The organism is Psychrobacter sp. 1176_08 (assembly GCF_052850615.1).
This window is the reverse complement of record NZ_VXCU01000003.1, coordinates 46,207-69,047: the sequence shown is the minus strand read 5'-3', so window position 1 is coordinate 69,047 and position 22,841 is coordinate 46,207. Positions and strand designations below refer to the sequence as shown.

Annotated in this window: 18 protein-coding genes; 5 read left to right on the top strand and 13 right to left on the bottom strand. The window is 43.1% G+C overall.

Features of this window, described 5'->3' with window-relative positions; translation table 11 throughout:
- Positions 1-33: 33 nt before the first annotated feature.
- From FW759_RS04640 to FW759_RS04630, 3 genes are all read right to left on the bottom strand, one after another.
- Positions 34-2,214 carry a TonB-dependent receptor gene (locus FW759_RS04640; RefSeq protein ID WP_446442343.1) on the bottom strand — a complete coding sequence of 727 codons (2,181 nt, stop codon included), beginning with the start codon at positions 2,212-2,214 and terminating at the stop codon, positions 34-36.
- 454 nt (positions 2,215-2,668) lie between these two features.
- The gene (locus tag FW759_RS04635) at positions 2,669-4,093 is read right to left on the bottom strand and encodes an aspartate ammonia-lyase (RefSeq protein ID WP_446442342.1); all 1,425 of its coding nucleotides are present in this window, start codon (positions 4,091-4,093) and stop codon (positions 2,669-2,671) included.
- 267 nt (positions 4,094-4,360) lie between these two features.
- Positions 4,361-5,224 carry a LysR substrate-binding domain-containing protein gene (locus FW759_RS04630; protein WP_443530988.1) on the bottom strand — a complete coding sequence of 288 codons (864 nt, stop codon included), beginning with the start codon at positions 5,222-5,224 and terminating at the stop codon, positions 4,361-4,363.
- 333 nt (positions 5,225-5,557) lie between these two features.
- Between FW759_RS04630 and FW759_RS04625 the strand changes: the two genes are divergently transcribed.
- Positions 5,558-5,926 carry a hypothetical protein gene (locus FW759_RS04625; RefSeq protein ID WP_353670200.1) on the top strand — a complete coding sequence of 123 codons (369 nt, stop codon included), beginning with the start codon at positions 5,558-5,560 and terminating at the stop codon, positions 5,924-5,926.
- A 322-nt stretch (positions 5,927-6,248) separates the two neighbouring features.
- Here the strand turns inward: FW759_RS04625 and FW759_RS04620 are convergent, their stop codons facing one another.
- Together FW759_RS04620 and FW759_RS04615 are read right to left on the bottom strand one after the other, a co-directional pair.
- Positions 6,249-7,190 carry a response regulator gene (locus FW759_RS04620; protein ID WP_062845159.1) on the bottom strand — a complete coding sequence of 314 codons (942 nt, stop codon included), beginning with the start codon at positions 7,188-7,190 and terminating at the stop codon, positions 6,249-6,251.
- Between the two features lie 47 nt (positions 7,191-7,237).
- A complete protein-coding gene (locus FW759_RS04615; RefSeq protein WP_446442341.1) occupies positions 7,238-9,595 on the bottom strand; it encodes an ATP-binding protein in 2,358 nt (785 codons plus the stop codon).
- Positions 9,596-10,266: 671 nt separating this feature from the next.
- Here FW759_RS04615 and FW759_RS04610 point away from each other — a divergent pair.
- The 4 genes from FW759_RS04610 to FW759_RS04595 all read left to right on the top strand — a co-directional run bounded on the left by FW759_RS04610 (position 10,267) and on the right by FW759_RS04595 (position 15,666).
- Complete coding sequence (locus tag FW759_RS04610) at positions 10,267-11,850, top strand: glycosyltransferase family 2 protein (protein ID WP_446442340.1); 1,584 nt, start codon at positions 10,267-10,269, stop codon at positions 11,848-11,850.
- 118 nt (positions 11,851-11,968) lie between these two features.
- Positions 11,969-13,357: a glycosyltransferase gene (locus FW759_RS04605; RefSeq protein ID WP_446442339.1), complete on the top strand. Its 1,389-nt coding sequence runs from the start codon at positions 11,969-11,971 to the stop codon at positions 13,355-13,357.
- A gap of 2 nt (positions 13,358-13,359) precedes the next feature.
- Positions 13,360-14,562, top strand: a complete 1,203-nt coding sequence (locus tag FW759_RS04600; protein WP_446442338.1) for a hypothetical protein — start codon at positions 13,360-13,362, stop codon at positions 14,560-14,562.
- A gap of 75 nt (positions 14,563-14,637) precedes the next feature.
- Positions 14,638-15,666, top strand: a complete 1,029-nt coding sequence (locus FW759_RS04595) for a glycosyltransferase family 2 protein (protein ID WP_446442337.1) — start codon at positions 14,638-14,640, stop codon at positions 15,664-15,666.
- 52 nt (positions 15,667-15,718) lie between these two features.
- Here the strand turns inward: FW759_RS04595 and FW759_RS04590 are convergent, their stop codons facing one another.
- From FW759_RS04590 to FW759_RS04555, 8 genes are all read right to left on the bottom strand, one after another.
- The gene (locus tag FW759_RS04590) at positions 15,719-16,537 is read right to left on the bottom strand and encodes a hypothetical protein (RefSeq protein ID WP_446442336.1); all 819 of its coding nucleotides are present in this window, start codon (positions 16,535-16,537) and stop codon (positions 15,719-15,721) included.
- 77 nt (positions 16,538-16,614) lie between these two features.
- On the bottom strand, positions 16,615-17,028 hold the full coding sequence (locus FW759_RS04585; RefSeq protein ID WP_062845166.1) for a PaaI family thioesterase: 414 nt from the start codon (positions 17,026-17,028) through the stop codon (positions 16,615-16,617).
- 47 nt (positions 17,029-17,075) lie between these two features.
- Complete coding sequence (locus tag FW759_RS04580; RefSeq protein ID WP_446442335.1) at positions 17,076-17,618, bottom strand: DUF3124 domain-containing protein; 543 nt, start codon at positions 17,616-17,618, stop codon at positions 17,076-17,078.
- 44 nt (positions 17,619-17,662) lie between these two features.
- On the bottom strand, positions 17,663-18,364 hold the full coding sequence (locus tag FW759_RS04575; protein WP_443509249.1) for a potassium channel family protein: 702 nt from the start codon (positions 18,362-18,364) through the stop codon (positions 17,663-17,665).
- 111 nt (positions 18,365-18,475) lie between these two features.
- On the bottom strand, positions 18,476-20,236 hold the full coding sequence (locus FW759_RS04570) for a TrkH family potassium uptake protein (protein WP_446442334.1): 1,761 nt from the start codon (positions 20,234-20,236) through the stop codon (positions 18,476-18,478).
- A gap of 181 nt (positions 20,237-20,417) precedes the next feature.
- Positions 20,418-21,359 carry a DMT family transporter gene (locus tag FW759_RS04565; RefSeq protein WP_446442333.1) on the bottom strand — a complete coding sequence of 314 codons (942 nt, stop codon included), beginning with the start codon at positions 21,357-21,359 and terminating at the stop codon, positions 20,418-20,420.
- A gap of 154 nt (positions 21,360-21,513) precedes the next feature.
- On the bottom strand, positions 21,514-21,936 hold the full coding sequence (locus FW759_RS04560) for a tetratricopeptide repeat protein (RefSeq protein ID WP_446442332.1): 423 nt from the start codon (positions 21,934-21,936) through the stop codon (positions 21,514-21,516).
- A gap of 423 nt (positions 21,937-22,359) precedes the next feature.
- Positions 22,360-22,821 (bottom strand): outer membrane protein assembly factor BamE, encoded by a 462-nt coding sequence (locus FW759_RS04555; RefSeq protein ID WP_446442331.1) that lies wholly within the window; start codon positions 22,819-22,821, stop codon positions 22,360-22,362.
- Positions 22,822-22,841: the final 20 nt, after the last annotated feature.

Below are 22,841 nucleotides of genomic sequence, written 5' to 3'. Positions count from 1 at the left end.
TCAGCAGCACCCTATTACATAATAGAGGCTTGACTAAAAGTCTACCGAATAACCAACTGTCACGGTGCGACCTTGACCCGCAAAATAGCGATCATCATCATCAAGCGCACTTTGTGAGTAATAAGTGATGTACTCTTTATCCAACAGATTGGACACTGCAAGATTGGCAACCCCTTTTGGCAACTTATAAGAAATAGACCCATCCACTAACGTATAACCATCAAAGTCTAAATTTTGACCATCAAAGTTACGGTCAAAAGCATGATTGACTTGTAGGTATGAATTAATCTTATCGCTCCATTTTGCACCCCATGAGGCAATCAAGCGATTTGGCGCGACGTCTAGCCCGCCGATTCGACCGTCAAGAGAACCATTATCATCGGTATCATATTTACCGTCAGTATGTGCATAGGACAGCTTTAATTTATGATCATCAAAAGCTTGCGAGATGCTCGTCTCATAACCACGGATACGGGTTTTTTCTCGAGCCATCAAGAAAGCACCCGTTTCTTTATCAAAACGAGAACGATCACCAAAATCTGAGCTTGACTCAAAAACGCTCAAATCTAAATTAATATTATCGAGTTTGACGCGGGTGCCCAGCTCGATATTTTCTGTCAAAATCGGCTTGAGCTGGTTGAGGTTCTCTATGCTTAAACCTGGGGTGTTAATCGCTCTCAATGCTCGACCAATATCAGGGATAGAGTACCCTTCACTGTAATTGGCAAAAAGCGCCATATCCTTTATAGGAGAATAGACAATTCCAGCATTGTAGAGATTTTCTTTAAAATCCAATTCACCACCTTTGACAAGCACGTTGTTATAGCGTGGTAGTGTCCTATAGTCATCGGTTTCTAAAGTACCAATCTCTCTTCTAACACCGCCATGAAGGGTTAGCTTATCGGTGGCAGCAATTTCAGTTTGGAGGAATGGTGAGTAGCTGGTGTAGGTGGACAAAGGCACATAGGTTCTGCCTGTGCCGTACAAGTCTTGTTTGCCTTTATCGTAGAGTGTGTCTAAACCACCGGTTACCTTTAAACGTCCTTGCACTAAGTCGTCTTTGGTTAAACTAACCTTACTACCAATTTTTGAAGCTTTGGTACGTGATTGGTCGTACAGCTCACCTACTGGCGCAATATTAGGGTCTTGAAAGGTTGCTGAATTGGTCGCCCCAAATAGTCCTTCAAACTCTTGATTAAACACCATGGCATCCAGTTTCATGCCAGCGATATCGGTATTTTCATATCGGATACTCGACGTCCATACATCGTTGTGAGGCGCATCACCGGGCGGTTTTTGCTTGATAGAAGTTGTGGGAATACCCTGCTCTCTGTTGCCCGGCACGCTGGTATAGTTGTTTTTGTTTTTTATCTCATAACGATTGATACTGGCTTGAATATATTGATCATCATCAATCTGATAGCCCAATTTTGCAAGCACATCATATGCTCGGGATTCCATCAAATCGCCTTGAGTGTTATCAACACCGATTTGACGACCTGCCCCATCTAAATACTTGCCTTGGTCTTCATAGGACAACGACAATAAGTAATCGACATCGCCTTGAACACCATTCACACCATAATTGGTTTTATAACTAAAGGTATCTGAGTCAACGGTGTCGGTAGGTACTGTGGCTTGAATACCAAAGTGTTGATTGGCTGTACCTAACTTTGGTTTTTTTGTGATGATGTTGATGACACCGCCTGTAGCACCCATACCATTGGTCGCATTCGCGCCTTGGACAACTTCAATTCGCTCTACCATGGAATAGTCGATAGAGTGAACCTCTCTACCTGTTGGTCGCAACGGATTAGACTGCGGCACCCCATCTATCATAATCAAAGGCGTGCGACCTCTCAAGGTTTCGCCACTGCCGTTCATCTTCCCTCTACTTGGTGTATAAGAAGGTAATAAATTGCTCAGCACATCGGATGAGTTAGAGGATATTTGTAGCTGTTGTTCAATCTCATCTTGCTCAATGATTTGTACAGTTTGCGGCGATTTTTCTCGCTCTACGTCTGAGCGAGATGCTGTGACGATGATAGGATCTAGAGTAGTTTCAGGCAACACCTCTTGTTCTGAATTGGTGGCATTCATCGCTGAATTATCGGCATGAGCGGCTGGCGTTAAGAAAAAAGGCATCAGTATGAGTAAAAACTTTTTATCTTTTAAGACATAAAACGACTGTTTTTTTGGGCTAAAACCGCTCATTGCTATTCCTAGAATTGAATTTCTATTGTTAAGTGATAGTGACTATAAATTTGAACATTGGGTTTTATACTGTTGAAGGCGTGTGATGACACCGAATTAGGATATTTAAAACGGAATATGGCGAGGCAAATTACGTTGATAGATATTTGGATAAAAACACTTACCCATAAGCGATCGTAAAAACAACGATCTTTATGGTGTCTTTTATGTTAATAATAGTAAAAATAATGAGGCAAATGATAATCATTATTAGTTATATTGTCAATGAATCTCTACTTATTCATAGCAAAGGCCATAGACAAAGAAGATAGTATTCATCTGTTGTTTGCATCGCATTCTGATGAAACAACTCACAAATAAAAAAGGGACCAATCAATGTCCCTTTTTTATGAAAGCCTAACTAACCTCAGTCGATGCTAGTTCTCATGGCAAAATATGTTTATATCAATGATCTTTATATACTACTGACCATCGTGTCCGGTGATAAAATCGCTGCTAGCTCTTCATCACTAAGTAGTTTTTCTTGTTTGACCAGCTCCGCCACGCCTGACCCACTTAGTAATGCATGTCCTGCGATACGACTTGCGTTTTCATAGCCAATATGTGGCACCAGTGCCGTCACGATACCGATGCTATTTTCGACATGCTGTGCGCAGCGGGCTTCATTGGCCGTAATCCCTTTGATGCACAGATCATCCAACATGCGAATCGACTTTTCTAACAGACGCGCGTTGTTCAGTAGGTTATAGACAATCAGCGGCTCCATTGCGTTCAGCTGTAACTGTCCTGCTTCTGCTGCCATAGTAATCGTCGTGTCCGTACCCATCACCTGAAATGCCGTTTGGTTCATGGCTTCAGGAATTACTGGATTGACCTTACCTGGCATAATAGACGAGCCAGGCTGCATAGCAGGTAGATTGATTTCGCCCAACCCTGTGCGTGGTCCGCTCGATAATAGACGCAAATCATTGCTCAATTTAGACAACTTGATGGATAGACGCTTGAGCGCCCCGGAAAACGTAATAAAGGCACCCATGTCAGCGCTGGCTGCTATCAGATCATCAGCAAGTGTCACTGGTAAACCACTGATGTCAGCCAACTCACTAATCGCCAAACTGGCATAGCCTTTAGGCGCATTGATACCCGTCCCGATAGCGGTACCACCTAAATTCAATTCGCATAGTTGTAAGCAAGCCTGTTCGATTTGCGCTATTTCACTGCCCACGTCACTGGCAAAGGCGTTGAATTCTTGACCGAGCGTCATCGGCACCGCATCTTGTAATTGGGTACGCCCCATCTTGAGGATACCGCCAAATTCTTGTCCTTTAGCCGCTAAGCTGTGTTGTAGGTTAAGAATGGCTGCTTTCAGCGGTTTTGCCGCAAACACAATCGCTAAACGTGCCGCGCTCGGATAGACATCATTGGTCGATTGAGAGCGGTTCACATCGTTATTGGGGTGCAAATGACGGTATTGACCATACTCAAAGCCCATCTTTTTTAGGCCAATATTGGCAATGACTTCGTTGGCATTCATGTTGGTCGACGTGCCTGCACCGCCTTGAATGAGATCAACAATAAATTGATCATGATGCTCGCCTTTGATCAGATCCGTACATGCTTCGGTAATGGCACCAAGCTTCTCTTCGGTGAGCAAACCATGCTGATAGTTGGCCTTGGCAGCAGCTGCTTTTACCATGGCCAGTGCTTTAATCAAATCCGGAAAATGACTGATTGGCGTGCCAGTGATATTAAAATTTTGATACGCGCGCTGTGTTTGAATACCATACAAAGCCTCTGCAGGAACGGCTTGTTCGCCCAATAAATCTTTCTCAATACGAGTTAGGATGTTGTCATCAGTCAGGTTGTCGATGTTTTTCATATTTTTGGTCTTCTTGGAGATAAGGTCAGTTAAATCAGTCAACGCACCATACTTATGTATTTAAAACTTTATGCACTTGAAAGTTTATGTACTTAAGAAATATTGGCGTTACTAAAAAGCAGAGCCATCGTAACCGAGAATAGAGCGCGAGAAAAACGTAAATATTCTGCTCTCAGCCCCAAAAATATTCGTGCTTAGCAAATTATGTTATAGATACGGTTGCTCTACTGAGCATTGCTATATGTAAGATACGTCTTTTGGAGAAGCTTACAGTCCCAGCACCTGCTTTAATGCAGTGATTGGTGGCTGCTGGCGATCAGCATACCGATAAGCCAGTACGACCTCTCGAACCAAGCTGTTATCGCCCAAATAATGAATTTGTACGGGCGCTGCACTGCGAATCCAGAGTCCAGCATAAGGTATCAAAGCCACGCCTAAACCGGACTCCACCATCCTAACAATGGCATCTAAGTCATTAATCTCCATGATGGTATTGACCTTGATGTCTTGTTTTTTAAAAAACTTACTGAGCTTTGCCCCTGCTGAGGACTGTAGGCTGTAATGGATAAAAGGGTGCTGCTCAAGCGTCTGCCTGAGACTGTGAAAGGGCCATTTTTTGGGACTGATCAACACATAAGGTTCCGTCATAATAGATTGGGTCACGATGTCTTTTGGCAAGGCAAAAGAGGGCTGTATGGTGATGGCTGCATCTATCTCCCCGACTTCGAGTTTCTCAAATAACTCTATCGCACGCCCAGGGACAATCTCTGTCTGCATTAATGGGGCGAGCAAAGTAATCGACTTTAGCGCCTCGGGTAAAATACCCACTTGTACTGAGTTGATAGCGCCAATTTTAAGCTGCCCATAGTAGCTCGCAATGTCAGTATCTGAGGGTAGCTGCATGGTGGCATAAAGCGCCAAAATCTCTTTGGCGATAGGCAAAATACGGGTGCCTTGCGGGTTGAGCGTGATGGCTCTGGCAGAGCGGGTAAATAATGACAACCCCAAATTGTCTTCTAAGGTTTTAATCTGGGCACTGACCGCCGATTGGGTCAGGTTGATATGCCGAGCAGCCGCGGCAAAACTGTCCAATTCGCAAACGGCTACAAAGGTTTTAAGCTCTCTTATCATTGATGTCACCACACTTATTATCATCACGGTCAGATAAGGTACAACAATGATACCCTGCTGCCAATGTTATATTTTTTTGTTCGCTGTACTTTTGCAGGCAGGGACTACGAAAGTATGATGTTGGCAGTACGCAAGGGAAGTTGATACCAGTAGCGTGCTTTTACCTCATCGATTGTCATTATACGTTCATTTTTGTTCTATAGAATGCGTGGATTCTTTTGGATTACCAGCGATGTGACACACTTTTAATCCCCGATAAAAACAGTATATGTGGTCATCGTATTCTACTGATATCCATGAAGATTTCTATTGCAATAACAGCGAGTCGATATAATGAGCAGTTACCTGTGTTTGACAGATTATGAAAAGAATTTGATTGATAGTGCTTTACTTATCTTGATGCAAAAAAACATTCAATATAGCAACCAGTCAACAGAAGACTTCATACAGCAGCACTATCAAAACTTTAACCTGACGCTTTTTGAATTATGCGCAAAAATCAAATCTCCTGATTTTGATAAGAATATGAGCTTATCCTCAAAAGAAATCAAAAGCATTAAAAAAGGGTTGACCTCGCTATACAGCCTTATCTCTCAAAAAGCGGTGAAGAAAAAAGAAGCGAACCAAAAAGATGACTATAAAAGTTATAAGCTACAAATCATAGAGCTAGAGAAAAAAATTGGGGTGATAGAAATGGCTTAAGAACGGACGATTATTTTGCGCCGTTCGTTATATAGCTAATCCTAAATAAAAAAGGTACAACAATGATGCTGGACTGCCAACGATATATTTTCGTCGCCTCTGTCTGCGAAGGCACAGCAAGCAAGAAAATATGACGTTGGCAGCACTGTATGTATTTTATACTGGATTGACTATAGTTGATTTATTTTAAAACCGATACCGTGCTACTAGTATGCATGCTGCGCCGCCTCTGTTTAGCAGCACGCAAGAAGCATTCATACCATTAGCACGTGGCTATTTTATTTCGACCAAACTGGTTCTGTTTTATTTAGAATCAACCGTATTACTGTCGACTGATACGCCACCCTCTGAATTTGTTAAAAAACCCCTTAAGCCTGTCAGAAAAGCTAAATGCTTCTGACTCTGTTACCTCTTCAACATGATGCCGGGTAGCCAATATGGGCTGTTTTACCAATTTTTCATGATGGTCAAAGGCGCGATCAAGGCTGATACTCATCATCGTAAAATTGGTCGGGCGCGGCAGACAACGATATACCTGACCTTTATTAATCAGGTCAATCACCATATGTGCGTCTTTAAATTCCGTCAGCATCAGCACCATCAGATCAGGCTGGATGTTTTTTAATGCATAAACGATGGGCGTGATGTTTTCACCATTCAGTGTGGCATCGGTTATCGTAACGCCAAAACTCTTTTTCTGTAATAGCTTTGCTGCTTGCTCAAGGTTGCTTGCCCAACTGACACTATAGGTATGCTTGAAATGCTGCTTCATTTGTTGATAGATATCTTCATTATCGTCTAACACCAAAATGTTGCGTTTGGTATTGCTACTGTATGCTGCACTGTGCTGAATATCATCTGCTTGGCTAGGCTCTTGTAAAATATCCTGCGTTTGCTGGGCAATCTCGGTGGCTTTGTTGACGACCTTTTTGAGCTCGTCATTTTGCCACGGCTTGGTAATATAACGATAGATTTCACCTTCATTGACTGAATCAATCACTGCATTAAGATCGGCGTAACCTGTCAGCAAAATACGAATGGTATTGGGTGAGGCTTCTTTAACCTCGCGCAATACTTCGGTGCCTTGCTTATCTGGCATGCGCTGGTCACTGATGACCACTTGCACCTCATGCTCATTGACATACTGCATCAACTCATTGGCATCCGTGGTGATAAACACGTCATGTGACTGACGAAAGTGCATTTTTAGACTGCGTAAAATGCGCGGCTCATCATCGATAAAAGCGATCTTTGGTTTTTGCATGACACCCTCTTTAAGTAAATTTCTTTAAGTAAATGGTTAGAAACATCTCAACTTTCGAACAAAGCTTGTGAGGGTTTATTTTCACGAGATTTAGGCTGTATCGGCAGTATAATGGTAAAAGTTGTGCCCTCGCCCACGGCCGAATGAGCGTTGATACTGCCGCCATGCTGCTCCATAATTTGAGTGCTGATGGCAAGTCCTAAGCCTGTACCATCACCTGCTTTTTTGGTAGTGAAAAATGGCTCAAAGATACGCGCCAATGTGCTTTCATTGATGCCTTGCCCATTGTCGGCGACTTGAACCATTATTTTTTGCTGTGCTTCATCGACAGATGAGGTAATGTGCAACTCACCTTTACGGTCAGGTTTGATGGCTTGAGCAGCATTGTTGAATAAATTCAGCAGCACCTGATTGATTTGAGAAGGATTGCATTGCACCAAAGGTAGCGGCGCCAAATCGGTCGTAACCGCCATGCTCTTAAGGTTGTTGCGTGTCATGACGAGCGAAGTATTGATACAGTCATTGATATCGACGTCCTTTACTTTGGACTCATCGATTCGAGAGAAGTCGCGCAAGCTAAGTACCAACTCCGCAATCTGATCGACACCGTATAATCCATCCTTGATGAGATCTGCCAAGTCCTCACTTACCTCGTCTGCTTTGATTTCTTCACAGCACTGCAAGGTTTGATCCATAAGCTGTGCTACTTGTTCTTGGTTCGCATCAGGTGTTTTTAGCGCTTGTAATAATTGATCGGTATGGCTGAGCAGTTCATCAAAGCGCACCAGATTGTCACCAACCAATTCCATATTACTGCGAACATATCCGAGCGGCGTATTGACCTCATGCGCCACGCCTGCCACCATTTGACCGAGCGTGGCCATTTTTTCAGAGCGCACCAGTTGTACTTGCGAGGCTTTTAATTCATCCATCGCTTGCTGCAAATCTTGAGTACGAGCGGCGACTTGCTTTTCGAGATGGACATTGATTTCGGCAAGCGCACCTTCGTTTTCGACCACACGATCAATCAACTGATTGGTTTGATCGCTGATGATTTGAATCTCACTCACATTGGAATTGGGCAATTTGTGATCGCTGAGTTTTTGATATTGTTTTTGTTCAATCAAAGCGCCCATGTCCGCTACTGCCGACGCCATACGTTTCAATGGTCGCGTAAAATAGTGACGGAACACCCATGCGGTCAGAAGCAAAATAGGCAGAAAGCCCAATAGCATTGCCTGTATCAGCTGATTGGACAGCGCATTGGCAACACTCATCATGTCACTGTTTGGTTTGACAATGACCATTTTCCAATAAGTGAATGGCATACGAAACACGAAAGCGGTGGCAGGCTCTTGTAATACAAAATCATTGGGTACATCGATGGTGTCCACTAAATGACTGTCTACCAAATTAAAGGTCTGATCGATATTTAGTAGAAGCAGCGCTGAGAGCAGCTTAGACTCTTGCTCGCTGATTTTACCCACATTGGTGGTACTCAAAATACTGCGTGCTGCTAACGTATAACGGTTCTCGTCTTTGGCAACGGCTTCATCAATAAGCGTTTGATTGATACTATCCAGACTATCAGCAATGGGCGCAAAACCAGGCGTTTTTTCTGCCAACTGATGCGCGGTCACCATCTCGCCTTGAGGGTTGTTTTCGGTCACTTGAGTGACAATAGATTGGTCAGGAAACGTTAAAAACCGATTGTCCAAATCTACTAAAAATACGTAACCACCAAGCTTTTCTTGCCATTTTTTCATGGCTGTATCGAGGTTATCGAGCAGCAGATTGAACGTCACTACCCCGTCAAAGGCTTGATTGCGACTGTCATACAAGGCTTTAGCACAGGTCATCATTGGCTGATTGCTCACCGGATCAAAGTACGCTCGGCTCCATACACAATGATCATGACGCGCATACATCGCAGGGATATACCACCAGTCTCGATAGTAGGCATTGGGCGTTTGTAGCACCTGATTATAGCGCTCTGTCTGCTGCATGACACCAGATTGATCACGCATCCACACAAATGACTTGCGATCTCGTCCCTCAGTATATGTGTTGGGATCAAACCACACACCGCCGCCCACGATTCTCTGATCGGTTTGGCTCATGAGGTTATTAAAAGCCTCTTTATACAAGGCGTCCTGCTTGGGCAATCCGCCAGCTATGGCACTGGTCGCTTTTGCCAAGCCATCGACGTGATTGATACTCGTCATGATGCTGTTGATCACTTCATTACCAGTTTCAACCACAGTTTCCGATGTCATCGCCAATATGCGTGGCTTTCCTTGGGTCTCAATAACCCAATACACCATCATAGTAATGAGCGCAAACGCCAACGCTAAGATAATCAGCATGCGTGTGGTGATACTACCAAGCCGACCAGCTCCCCTCATAAAAACACCCTATCTGTATGTGCTACGTCTGTACTTCCTAGGATCGGCATCCAGCAATGGAGGAGCGATAAAGGTTGATAAGTAGCAATTTATAATGGGCTTAAGGATACGATGTGGTTATGACAATATAGTGACAAAAGACACACAAATTGATAGAAGACAGCAATCCTATCGCGGATTGAGGGTTTTAGGAGTATCAATGCTAAATACTTTCTGTTGAAAAATTGAGCGCAACTTAAAAGACAACAAGATTGAAATTCACATCACATAATAAATATACAACCAACTATGGTTATGCAAGTAAAAGTAGGACTGTAACTTACCTATATATTAGATCCATTCATTTTTCAAATATTCATATTTTGTAATATTATTATTTCTTAATTACTTTATCTTAAATTTAATGTATCGATATTAATCTCTTTCTTATTTTCCAAAAATTTTAAGCAGTAGTAATGATTATGTAAATATTTTTAATTTTACAATAATTACTCAGACTTACATTATTGAGGTTTATTAAACACTTAAGTAGTAATGTATTGTCAAACCCTAGGCTATGATACTTTTCATATTGGATATGCTAATAATAATCAATCAGATAATTGCATATTTATATTTCGTAACTATTGCTCATGAAGCAGTACATATTAGATGATATATAGGGACAGATTATGTTGGTCAGCAATGGAGTACCTCGTAAAAAAATACTAAAAAACATAGCGAGCACTTCTATAAAACAATCGCTACAAGAAACGCATTCCCCAGCCACCCAAGGGCCTAGTTTAAGCTTTCAACTCATGACACGCGCTGAACCACCAGCACTGGTTATTGCTACCATTCAATCCCTACTTGCTGTTAAAGCCCCTCAAGACGAAATCATTATTATCGATAATAATAATACGGCAACCTCACTATATCGACCATTGGCCGCGTTTTGTGCCAGCTTAGATCCCACGCAGCAAGTGCATTTTTATCATATTGACGCTGTCGCAGGTTTTAAGGCAGGTGCATTGAATTTGGCATTGGGATTGATGAATCCAAACTGTAGCCATCTCGTGGTGGTCGATAGTGACTACCAAGCGTTACCACAGGCAAGATCATCCATTGCCGATGCCATCAAACGCCATCCTGAACACTCCCTACTTCAGTTCCCGCAGTTTTACCGCAATGGTGGGCAAGTGGATACGCAGAGCGAACTGAATCATTATTTCAATCATCATCTATATCGCCCTTTTAATCAAGATCGTGCATTATCGACAGGGACTTATGCAGTTATCCGCCGCTCAGCGCTTTTAAATTTGGGCGGTTGGTCAGGAGCATCAATTACCGAAGATGCGCAGATGGGTGTCCTCATGCACCAAAAAGGCTTTCACAGTAAATTTATATCACAAGTTATTGCCACTGGTTTATTGCCCAATACGTTGAACGATTTGATGTCTCAGCGTCGACGCTGGATCTATGGCAACATGCAAGTATTGCAAGATTACGCAGCGAAGCCGTTTTTTTTGTCAGCCAAAAAATCTGACAGCCCATTACGTGTGAGTGAGCGCCTAGCTTATACGTGTGCTCACTTCTCACAGCTCAGTGCTTGGGTCAATTTCACAGGGTTTTTTATCTTTTTGCAAATATGCGCCTTGTTAGTAATTGGCATAGCACTTTTCAATCGTCACTTGGATATGTCTGTGCTCACGCCTTTATATTTGGTGTATACCAGTTACGCGATCTTTTTGGGCAGGCGTTTGTGGGCATACTGTCATGATGAATCACCGCTTAACAAGCAAATTGATAAAAACCACCAGACCAGCACGCATACAAAATTGCGGGCATGGCTGATGCATCTCAACTTTTGGGAGCTTGGCGCACTATCGTGGTTACCCGTGCTGTGGGGACGTACCAAGCCCTTTATATGTACCCCAAAGCAAGAATTTATTCAGACCAGTCGTTCTGTGCAACTGGCGAATATTGCCGCCTTACCAAAACTGCTGCTGACCCTAAACCTCATAACAGCGATATGTGTTGCGCCTTTTTCACCGCTCTATTCACCCATATTGTTCTTCTGTGCAGTGACTGTCTGTTTGTTGAAGCTGGCAGCGGCAAAAGTGGTGATGGATAATTTTATTGCTACCGAGCAAAAAGCACCCAGTATCAGCACCAAATCAAAACCTGCTATCACCACTTTACATAAGCAAATCAAACCTATAAAAACAGCTGATATCACAGCAGTTTTTGAAGATAAAAAAACCATCAATTACTAGACGTACAAACCTTTATATCTGTTTTTTAAACGTGGTACTGATTGTTTAGTACTTATTTTGATTCATTTTTAGCGTACATTCATTGCTATTTTATTTTGAGGTTCTTATGTCTTGTGACATGTCATCTGATTTTTTAACGACTGCTAATCTTGCTGAGATTCGTCCTACTGCTCTACCAAACCGACCACTGCGTATAGCCATCATCGCTCATTGCCTATACCCAATCGCCCAGCCATATGCGGGTGGCCTTGAAATGATTACCCAGCTCCTATGTGATGAGATGGAAGCGCAAGGTCATGAGGTATTGCTTTATGCGCATAAAGACAGTCAAACACAGGCGACATTAGTCCCCTTATTAACGCGAGATGAATTCGATGCGACGGTCTATGATAATGAGCATGAATCCTTAGGGATGAGCCGCGAGGAGCTGTATCAGTATTTGGTCTATCAAAGCGCGTTACGTGATTTGATCGATCGTGATGCGCGTGGTGAGATTGATATTGTGCACAATCACAGTCTGCACCATATCCCAATGATGACCGGTCAAGCGTTTGGTGAGCGCTTTTTTACGACTTTCCACACGCCTATATTTCCCCAGCTGCGCTTGGCGCTTCTGACGTTACGTCATGGCACCAAAACTCAGTTTACGGCTATCAGTCAACATCAGCAGCAACTCTTTTCTGAATTCGTACCCTCACAGGTGGTTTATAACGGAATCGATGTGGCGTCTTTTGTAGCCAATATCGACGTTGATACTGCTAGCGATGCCAGTAGCGAGCATGAAAGTTACTTTTGGTACGGGCGCATTTGTCCCGAAAAAGGCACGCATTTGGCAATGCAATACTGTATGGAAGCGGGTAAAAAACTCATCATTGCTGGGCCGAAAAGTAACGAAGAGTACTTCAACGAGTACGTGGCACCCTTATTGGCAGAAGACTGCAAATACAACGAGTCACCACTGTTTGACTATGTGGGTCATGTCACAAAAGATGAAGTAAATCGGTATTTGTGCCAAGCGACAGCCATGCTATTTACAAGCACTTGGGATGAACCTTATGGGTTGATACTGGCAGAAAGTCTGGCTTGCGGTACGCCTGTCATTGGCTTTAACGTAGGTGCCAGTGCAGAAATCATCATACCAGATACAGGTATCATCGTGCCAAAAGAGGACAAAGCCGCTTTTATAAGAGGATTTTCTGAGATTAAACACATATCACGTCAAGCTTGTCGCAATCGCGCTGTGGCGTTTTGTTCCGTATCAGCGATGGTGGAAGGCTACCTTGCGTTATATCAAACAGCGGTAAGCAAAAGGCAGCAGATATTTGAGTCTAATGGGCAAAAAAGCGTTCAAGCCAGCACTTACGCCGATGCTCAAGAGAGTATTCAAAGCAATGCTCGACATGACGATGTTAGACAGATACCAAATACCTTTAACCATTTAAGGGATGAAAGACAGCAATTGACTGCTTCAACTAATGACCTCACTACTATGGCCTATGGAGAATAATGATGCGTATTGGCTATTATGCACATCATCATGGATCAGGTCACTGCCGACAAATAGACAAGCTTGCCGCTCTACTACCGATTCAAAAAAGGCAGCAATTAACTGTATTTACCAGCTTGGCTCCAGAAGCGTATGCTTTTAACGCTATTGATGAGCAGCAGATTGTCCGCCTTTATCCAGAGGATGAGCGTACAGATGACGTCTTAAAAGGACGTGCAGGCGAGTATTGGCAACCAGCAAGTCTACATTACTCTCCTATTGGTAATGCTGATATTCAGAAGCGTAGCCATCAAATACTAAATACGATTATGCAGCGCGACATTGACTTGATGATTATTGATGTCAGCGTTGAAGTGGCCATGCTATGCCGAACGGCAAGTATTCCCTATCTCTATGTGAGGCTACCGGGCCTTCGGGACGATACACCTCACCTTGAGGCTTTTGCTGGCTCGCTGGCCCTGCTAGCCCCTTATCCTCAAGCGATCGAAGCGGCTATGACGCCCAGTTGGGTACGTCAAAAAACGGTGTACCTTGATTTTATCAATTTCACCAAAAAAGACACATCCAGCCATGAGGATTTTATTAAAACGCTGACGACACTGACTGCTGACCATCCAAACGTTAGTCCTTCATTTGCAGCCAAACCCATCATCACTGTCGTCAAAGGCTACGGCGGACATGAAGCCATTGACTCAAAACTGCCTGAGCTGCGCCGTTTATTACCTGACTATTTTATTATATCGCTTGGACCGATAGATGATGACATGAGAGCTTACGTTGATGTGGCTACTCACGTGAATGATGTGACACCATTTATGTATCACAGCGATTATTTGCTGATGGCCTGTGGACTCAATGCCGTGGCGCAAGCCTATTATTGTGCAACGCCGCTTGTAGTCTTGCCTGATGAGCGTCCACACCAAGAGCAAGCAACCATGGCGCAGGCGTTGATAGACCAAGGATGGGCGCTGAGCTGGGAACAATTCGTATACTCGATGAGTGCTGAATCTACCTCCGCTTATCCTACCAAAATCACTGCTGCGCAAACACAAGATAACTTGAATGATGATAGATCATCATTTTTTCCTATTGAAGACTCGTTTGCGGCTCAGGCATTGATGGATAGTACTATAACCTACTCGACCGCTAAATCTTGGTTCAACGAATGGCTGTTGCCGCAGCTTGAGTTGCGCCCTGACTCTTAACATTGGCTTTGGTCTGATACTCTGATGACGAACCTTTTGAATCTTAGTCCTATTATAAAATAACGGTAATGAGCGATGACAATAAAAACAACCATTCCTATATCTACGATCAATTCAGATACGAGTCTCAATCGTAAACCAGTAACTGTTATCACGACTTGTTATGGACGAAACCGTCACCTTTACAACTTACTAGCCAGCCTCACGCATGGCAGCATACAGCCTGATGAATTGATTATCGTCAATGATGACGCTGACCCTAAATGCTTGGCTAAGTTCCCTTTAAACATCGTACAAATTCCCACAACCATCAATGCGTCAACTGACAACATGTCCGACGTACCTACCAAGACAAGATTTGATATTGGTCACAATCGCAATCTGGGAGCTGCTCGCGCTACTCATGATTTGCTAATATTTTTAGACGTGGATTGTATCGTCGCACCGACGTTTATTGAGCAGTTAGGTGCCAAACTGCAAGCGCAACCGAATGGGCTATTGATGGGGCAACCGCGCTATCTAACGCGGCCGTTATCAGAAGAAGAAAGCAGCAAATTACAGTGCGGTACGCTCTCTATGACTTGCTTAAATAGGCTCTCTGTATACAACCCTTATCGTGATAATTTTGATGATAATGAGTCTATTCCTTTAGCCCTGAATCAAACTGCGACTAAAAAAACAGCAATGAAAAAAACTGACGATTATGGTGCATTTTGGAGCTTATGCTTTGCTATTACTCGCCAGCAATTTGAGCAACTTGGCGGATTTGACACCCAATATACAGGTTATGGGGCAGAAGACACGGACTTGGCGTTTACCGCACGCCAGCTCAATATTGATTTTTATCTCACGGCTGACGTGGTTTATCACCAGCAGCATAGTGTCTATAGGCCGCCGCTCAATCATTTAGACAGTATTGTCATTAACGCCAATCGCTTCTATGATAAATGGCAATGCTGGCCGATGGATGGATGGCTTTTGTCGTTTGCAGACATGGGACTGATCAATTGGCAGGCCAATCAATCGACCCCAATTACTCTGATACGTAAGCCCAGTCATACTGAAATAGAATCTGCTCATTGCCCTCACGCAGCATACGTTTGATGTCAAATCTCTATTCTTAACTGAGTCGTCTTGAGTGACTCGTCTTGCATAGCTAGTATTGGCGAATGATTTCTACTTCTGGCGGTGGTGCGCTCATCTCTTGGCGTTCAAACTCCCAATTATGCCCTTGCCAAAAATGAGCCGTCTTATCGTTATCATTAAACCCAAGCATCAACAGTCTCAGTGGCAACTCTGTGTTTTGAATGTGCTGCAAATGCGCTCGAGCCGCAAGTAACAATCGATACAGTAGAAACCCTGACGAAGGTGCCGATGAGTGAATATCGGCAAAGCATGGATAATCAGCAACGACTGGATGCTGCTCTGATAAAACACCGTGATGCTGCGTGTTTTGTAGCAACGCTTGCACAGATGGTGGGACAGTTAGTATACGCTCATCAGTGATTGGATCATCATGCGGACTTGGATCGTCATCTGGCGAGGGAAATTGATAAGACTGATTGCTCAGCAAGATGCCTAAAGGTGCTGACTTTGCCATGCGCTTGATGACCGACACATTATTGCTGCGCGGCGGCAAGCCAAAATGCAATTTACTGTCGCCAATTTGACGAAAAAACAATAGCTTGGGTAGTATACTGGCGAGCGGATGGTTGGCAAAAAACTCTGCATGTATAAAGTGATTGAATAATACCAACACATCGTCAGGCTGCAATAATGCCTCAAGTTGATCCGTACCAATCGATGGATTATTGGCGATAAATACAAGGCGATTGTTTTGCGCTAAGGCAGTTTGAATATTGGTAGGCAAACTTGTAAAAGCTGCCTGTTCTGTACTGATGTTATTTATATTGGCTTCGCTATCCTTCGATAGTGCTCGATCATTTGAAGGTATCGAGGTTTTTATGTGTGCCATTTTTGTCCTATTTGATATCAATACTCTGTTACATACCCATCAAGCATCGTGTGGCATTGGATTTTCTCTGAGAACCGTTAAGCGAGCTTGGGTGGTACAGAATACGTACCCACAACATGAGCCACCAAGTCGCTTGTCCCTTCTGAATAAAGCGACACCTCCCCCACTATGAGCGTGCGTCCGACTTTCATTAACGTACACTCTGCAATGATACGCGCCTCTGCTGAAGGTTTACGCAAAAAATTGATGGTGAGGCTTGTTGTCACTGTCAATGGTACAATGCCAATCTTACCAAGTATCGCCACATAGATAGCCACATCGGCAATGCTCATGAGCACAGGTCCCGATACCGTACCGCCAGGACGCAGCTCGTTGATGCCGATATCATGCGATAAGGTTGCCCCCATCTCATCCACTGATTCAACGACGCATTTGGTTTGTGGGAACTCTACTGCCATAAAGGCCGTGATTTCTTCTTTAGTTGCAGACATGCTCTTCCCTTAGCGATTTTTTTACTAGAGACTGCTATCCTGATTCATCAATGTACAACAGGCGTACCCTCTGTACTAAACGCAAAGCCTTTATTGCTAAAATTACCAATCATAACCGCTTCAATGACAGGTTTGACTGTCTCATCAACGCCTTCAACTTCGATGATAAAATTAGCCCCTGAACCGCCTTTGTCTTCTTCTTTTTCAACAATGTAATTCAGCGTTGCCATCGCAGGAAGCTTTATGGGCTTGGTCAAATAAGATTTAATTAAAGTACCACCCGTATCATAATAGTCAATTTTATTGACGTAGAGAGATTTATCTAGGGTGGTATTACGGACGCTTAGCGTCGCTGACAATAAGACTTTGCGATTGTCTCTGTCGGTATAAATGTCTGAATAAATCGGCACATAAAAGGTTTGCTTGTAGCTAAGCCGACTGTGATCCACATCCGATATCGTCTCCAATGCTTCAATCGGATCTTCATGGCTCTCTGATAAGACAACATTGGGATCTTGCGCAGACTGACCACAGCCTGACAATAGTGCCGTGGTCGCGATCAATAAGATGGACATATTGTACTTATTCATAAGTGTTCCCTTTTGCCGTTTTACGTCACTGCCATCGCAATCGTCTATTTTATTTTGACACCAACGCTACGCAAAAACTGGTTGATGTCGTCGTTTGCGCCGTAGATGACCAGTACGTCCTTATCTTGCAATATCTGCTCAGGCACCGCCAATCCTCGAATGCTAGGTTTGCTTTGCGTACGACCAAAGCTGTCTTCATAATACTCATAGCGCAGGGTACTAAGCAATCGAATATTAAACTTTTGCTCGAATTCTAGCTTACCCACACTTTGACCAATCAGTGTCCTTGGAATGCTAATCTCTACCAGGCTAAAGTGATCACTCAGCTCAAACGAGTCTACAAAATAACGCAGCGACAGCCTTTTTGCCCAGCGCTTGGCCGCTTCTTTTTCGGGATGGATAAGATCATCCACCCCGATGGCTTGCAGAACTTTTTCGTGTAATGGATTGATACTTCGGCTGATCAAACGCTTGGCTTTTAAGGTTTTAAATAAAGCCGTCACCATCACATTCTCGCCTTGGTCTTCGCCAATGGCCACGATAACAATATCGGTATCGCTAATGGGTAAACCTTTCACGGTATACTCATCTGTTGCATCCATACAAATGGTATGAGAAATGACTTCTTTATAGGCCTCAACCTTTTGCATACTACTATCAATGGCGATCACTTCATGACCTTGACGGGTCAGTGCTATTCCTAACGATGAGCCAAAATTGCCTAATCCTACGATGATATATTTCATGACCTTAAGCCTTGTTTCGTTATTTTTTAAACCCTTTAACCGTCTGATTTAGCGACTGTTAAATCTAAAACCACCACACTGACCCCTAACTGACAGCCTATTTACTGCCCGTTAGTTAATCGTAATCTCTTCTGTCGGATAATGATAATGACGCGGACGTCTGTTTTTGAGTAGCGCGATAAAGATGGTCAGCATACTCACCCGCCCAACAAACATAATGACAGAAACCACGATTTTACTAAAATCTGATAGCTCCGTTGTCAAGTTCAAACTAAGACCAACTGTGCTATAAGCTGAAAAACACTCAAAGACCACTTTTATCAAATCAAGTTCTGGTTGATCGTAACTGATAAGCGTCACGCCTGTACCGATGACAAGTAATGACAACCACATGATAGAAAACGCGCGACGAATAGATATCTCAGCGATTTGTCGTTTGAATACTTCTACCTTGTTCTGTCCACGCGCCAGACTTAAAGTATTCAATAGCGCAATGGCAAACGTACTGGTCTTGATACCACCACCCGTTGAGTTGGGCGATGCACCAATCCACATCAAAAATATCGTCAGCATAATCGTTGGAAACGCAAGCGTCCCCATATTAACGCTATTGAACCCAGCGGTTCGTGGCGTCGCACCAGTGAAAAACGCTGTGACGAGCTTACCAAAAAAGCTGGTATGCTCAGCAAGTACACTGTTGTACTCAAAAATCATCACCCCAATAACCCCGATCAATAATAACGCACCTGTCATAATCAAGGTAATACGGCTATTGATATTAAGCAACCAAGGCTGATAGGCACAGCGCTGATCATTACGATATAGCAGTCGCTGGGCACGATAACGCAAATAACGCAGTACGTTGACCACGATCGTAAAACCCATACCACCGAAGATAAAAGTCGTCACAATGATCAGTTGTAATGGATAATTGAAGCGTAGCGAATCATCGTACAGTCCAGCACTAAATGTAGAGAACCCCGCATTACAAAAAGCCGAAACAGCATGAAAAACAGAAAAAAACAGCTGCTCTGACCAGTCCATACTTTCGATATTGTAGATACTGACATAAATCAGTGCGGCCGCTACTGCCTCAACGACAAAGGTAACATATAAGATAGATTTGAGTGTCGAGACCACATCACTCATACCGCTCATGTGCGACATCTCACTAATACTCGCCTGCGTCTCATAACTGACGCCACCTTTAAAGAAGTAACTAAAGTACGTCACAAACGTCAAAATACCGAGTCCACCGATTTGTATCAGTCCCATGATAATGACTTGCCCAAAAGTCGTAAAATAGGTTGCGGTGTCCACCACAATCAGACCCGTCACGCAGACAGCGCTCGTTGCCGTAAAAAGCGCATCAATGAAAGACAAGGGCTGCGTCGTGGCATTGGGCATCATCAGTAATAATGCGCCAATCAATACGACAGACAAAAAGCTTAAGATAAAAAACTGGGCAGGGTTTAAAAAGGTACGTTTGAGATTAAAATCGTGATCAGACATTTCACGAATAAAGGTGACAAATACTGCAATTTTTATGGCAACAAACCCATCAACAGGGCCGGACAGTCCTAAGCGTACCAAATCCGTAAAGTGCGCACCTAACAGGATAATAATGGCAATACTGGTAAAAAAATCAAAAACCGCTACCTTGCTCAAGGTCAGCGGTTTTTTGGTATAGATATAGCGCCCTGCGGTTAGCGTAAAGCCTAGAAAGATAATGGCCAAATAAAAGATATGAAAAACTTGTTGTAGCCACGTGGGTAAGGTAAAACCGCTATCTAATAAAGCAACTGCGACACCAATAATACTAATGAAAATCATAAAATTGTTTAACAATCGATAACGCGTGGCTGCATTCATAGCCTTAATCCATGATGGAAATAACCACGGTATTTATACTCCTTTTTTTTACTATGCACAAAAAATGATTATAGATAATCGTAACCAATTATTAAACACTCATACTTAATGTGAAATAATAGAGCAAGATAAAAACCCTCATCACACTGTAAAATATGCACTTGCCCTATCAGCTAATACGTTATTTTTTAACAATTTTGGCCGACATCTTTACCCCGCCCCATGTCACCAAAGCCACACCAAGCGCGATCAATGACGCACCCAAAAACAAACCTGCTGGCGGATTTTCTCCTTGCAAAAAAATAGCCACAGGAACACCAACCACTGCACCAACCGAACCCAATAAGCTCAATAAAACGGGGCCTCCTGTCTTTTGTAGGACAAATAGCAGTAAAAACTGACCGGCAAACAAACCTGCTTGTACGACTATCACTCCTAAGGGCAGCCATCCTGCCAACGACACATGGACTGAAAAATCAGGCAGCGCACTACACATAAATAGCAGCAACGCAGCCGCTATTAACATACCAGGAGCTAAGGCATTCGGCGATGCTTGGTCAGGCCAGCGTAACGTGCGGTATATATTGCCAATTGCCAAAAGAACAGGCCCACAAAGTGCCAGCAAAATCCAAACGATACTGGCATCTGGCGCTGAAAACTTACGCACAGCCAGTACTCCTGCCCCAGTCAGTGCTGCTGCCACACCCAACGCACGGATAATATTAAAGCGTTCCATACGCAGCATTAGTGCACCCAGATAAGTGAGCAACGGAGGCAGCGAGACAATTAACGCAACGAAACTGGCACCAACATGCGGAATAGCAGAAAATAGCAATAAATTAGAACCGGCAACACTGACCAAAGCGGCAACAAAATAATACTCAAAGCTGCGCGCCGTTAGAGGAGGCAATTCTTTTTTGATGATCGCCACTACCAATAAAATAATGGCTGCGCCTGTGATTGACCAAAATAAAAAAGCCAGTGGCGTGACCCCTATCTCATTTGCATATTTTGCTAGATTGGTAGAGATACCTATTAGCGCGCCCCCAACCAACAAGCACGTAAAAGGGATAAGCCATGCGTGCTTATTGTGACTTGTCTGCTGTTTTGACACATCACTCATCAATTATCCTATCAGGTGAGCGTTTAGATGACCTTTTAAATGGCATGGCGATGTTACTTACTTGGTCGCACATTTGACTAATAGCACTCTTAGCCACGCAATCTGCCTTCTTGTTGGTAAGCTTGTCATTGATCGCTTATGATTTACGACTCGACTACTCAGGCAACAATTTAGTAAGCATCTCATCTATCTCAACTTTGAACTCTTTGTCTTCAATTTTATTGGCACTGATTTTGGCATTCTGTAGGCTTTTGATGGCAGCCTCTGTGTCGCCCATCTCAAGCTGTAGAACCGCCATCGAAAACGCAATCGATGACATATGATCTTTTGAATTTATAGCTGTCGCTTTCACCAGTGCTTTTTCATAGATAACCAACGCTTCATCCAAGTCTTCAGTAAAGTCTGCAAGCGTCTCCCATTGCTCTGGATGGTCTTTATCGGTATTTTCATTATCAATACAAATGGCCTTTAGCTCTGCATATAATGCATCGAATTCGGTCTGATTGCCTTTACGATCCGCTTCTAGCAAGTCTTCAGCCAAGGTGTAAATCGCTTTATATATTTTGGTATTAATCATTACTCATAACCTTTGTATACTATTCTTTAGGGAGTTTTTAGATGACAGTGGATTTTAGACATGAGAAAAATAAGAACCGTCAGAATCTGCCATCATAGACGAAACAAGGACGCTTGGCGCGTATTTATACGCAATCACACCAAAACAGTTTTGTGAAAAATAAGTCGATTTACTTTAAAACCGATACAGTGCTACTGAGATGTATGTTGCGCAGCCCCTGTTTATCAGCACGCAAGGAAATTTTATACCGGTAGCACATAGCTATTAACGTATCTATTTTATTTCGGCCCAACTATATGGTGAAATCCTCATCAAAATAACACAAGATGTCATGAAGCTCAGGCGTTTGTTTTCTCTAAAATAAAACGAAAAAAAGCAAGACATGTGCTGTCTTGCTTTTTTGACTACGGTTATTTATTAAAACTAGCGAATGATTTGACTATATTTGGCACAAGAAGCTGGCTGCCAATAAAACTCAGTGGCACCAAACTCATCATCACGCATACGACCTTCATAGGTATTATCAAAGATGATTTTATATTGGCAAGTGTCTACGTTGTTATTGGCATCATAAAACTTGAGAATATAATCCCATTCACGAGCATTAAAACCTTCGCTAAAGTGCGGTGTACCGATTAATTTATAAATCTCATCTTTGGTCGTGCCCACTTTGATCTTAGCAATATCATCTTGAGTGGCAATAGTGCCACCTTTTTGCCATGCTGTTTGTGCATCAGGAAACACAAGATTGTTGGCATCCACTGAACCATGCTGAGCACCAGGCGTCAAATGCCAAGTTGGCATGATGTTTTTTTGAGTGCAGCCTGCTGTGAATAGCAAAGCGGTCGTGACTAACACGCTATAACGATATACAGATTTTTTCATTATCTATCCCTTAATATATT

What these genes read in the sequence shown, in the direction of transcription:
- FW759_RS04585 (WP_062845166.1), bottom strand. Translation starts at nt 17,028, where the DNA reads ATGTCTGCAACTAAAGAAGAAATCACGGCCTTTATGGCAGTAGAGTTC.
- FW759_RS04570 (WP_446442334.1), bottom strand. Translation starts at nt 20,236, where the DNA reads ATGAATGCAGCCACGCGTTATCGATTGTTAAACAATTTTATGATTTTC.
- FW759_RS04560 (WP_446442332.1), bottom strand. Translation starts at nt 21,936, where the DNA reads ATGATTAATACCAAAATATATAAAGCGATTTACACCTTGGCTGAAGAC.
- FW759_RS04640 (WP_446442343.1), bottom strand. Translation starts at nt 2,214, where the DNA reads ATGAGCGGTTTTAGCCCAAAAAAACAGTCGTTTTATGTCTTAAAAGAT.
- FW759_RS04590 (WP_446442336.1), bottom strand. Translation starts at nt 16,537, where the DNA reads ATGGCACACATAAAAACCTCGATACCTTCAAATGATCGAGCACTATCG.
- FW759_RS04615 (WP_446442341.1), bottom strand. Translation starts at nt 9,595, where the DNA reads ATGAGGGGAGCTGGTCGGCTTGGTAGTATCACCACACGCATGCTGATT.
- FW759_RS04605 (WP_446442339.1), top strand. Translation starts at nt 11,969, where the DNA reads ATGTCATCTGATTTTTTAACGACTGCTAATCTTGCTGAGATTCGTCCT.
- FW759_RS04635 (WP_446442342.1), bottom strand. Translation starts at nt 4,093, where the DNA reads ATGAAAAACATCGACAACCTGACTGATGACAACATCCTAACTCGTATT.
- FW759_RS04620 (WP_062845159.1), bottom strand. Translation starts at nt 7,190, where the DNA reads ATGCAAAAACCAAAGATCGCTTTTATCGATGATGAGCCGCGCATTTTA.
- FW759_RS04555 (WP_446442331.1), bottom strand. Translation starts at nt 22,821, where the DNA reads ATGAAAAAATCTGTATATCGTTATAGCGTGTTAGTCACGACCGCTTTG.
- FW759_RS04595 (WP_446442337.1), top strand. Translation starts at nt 14,638, where the DNA reads ATGACAATAAAAACAACCATTCCTATATCTACGATCAATTCAGATACG.
- FW759_RS04630 (WP_443530988.1), bottom strand. Translation starts at nt 5,224, where the DNA reads ATGATAAGAGAGCTTAAAACCTTTGTAGCCGTTTGCGAATTGGACAGT.
- FW759_RS04600 (WP_446442338.1), top strand. Translation starts at nt 13,360, where the DNA reads ATGCGTATTGGCTATTATGCACATCATCATGGATCAGGTCACTGCCGA.
- FW759_RS04565 (WP_446442333.1), bottom strand. Translation starts at nt 21,359, where the DNA reads ATGAGTGATGTGTCAAAACAGCAGACAAGTCACAATAAGCACGCATGG.
- FW759_RS04580 (WP_446442335.1), bottom strand. Translation starts at nt 17,618, where the DNA reads ATGAATAAGTACAATATGTCCATCTTATTGATCGCGACCACGGCACTA.
- FW759_RS04575 (WP_443509249.1), bottom strand. Translation starts at nt 18,364, where the DNA reads ATGAAATATATCATCGTAGGATTAGGCAATTTTGGCTCATCGTTAGGA.
- FW759_RS04625 (WP_353670200.1), top strand. Translation starts at nt 5,558, where the DNA reads ATGAGCAGTTACCTGTGTTTGACAGATTATGAAAAGAATTTGATTGAT.
- FW759_RS04610 (WP_446442340.1), top strand. Translation starts at nt 10,267, where the DNA reads ATGTTGGTCAGCAATGGAGTACCTCGTAAAAAAATACTAAAAAACATA.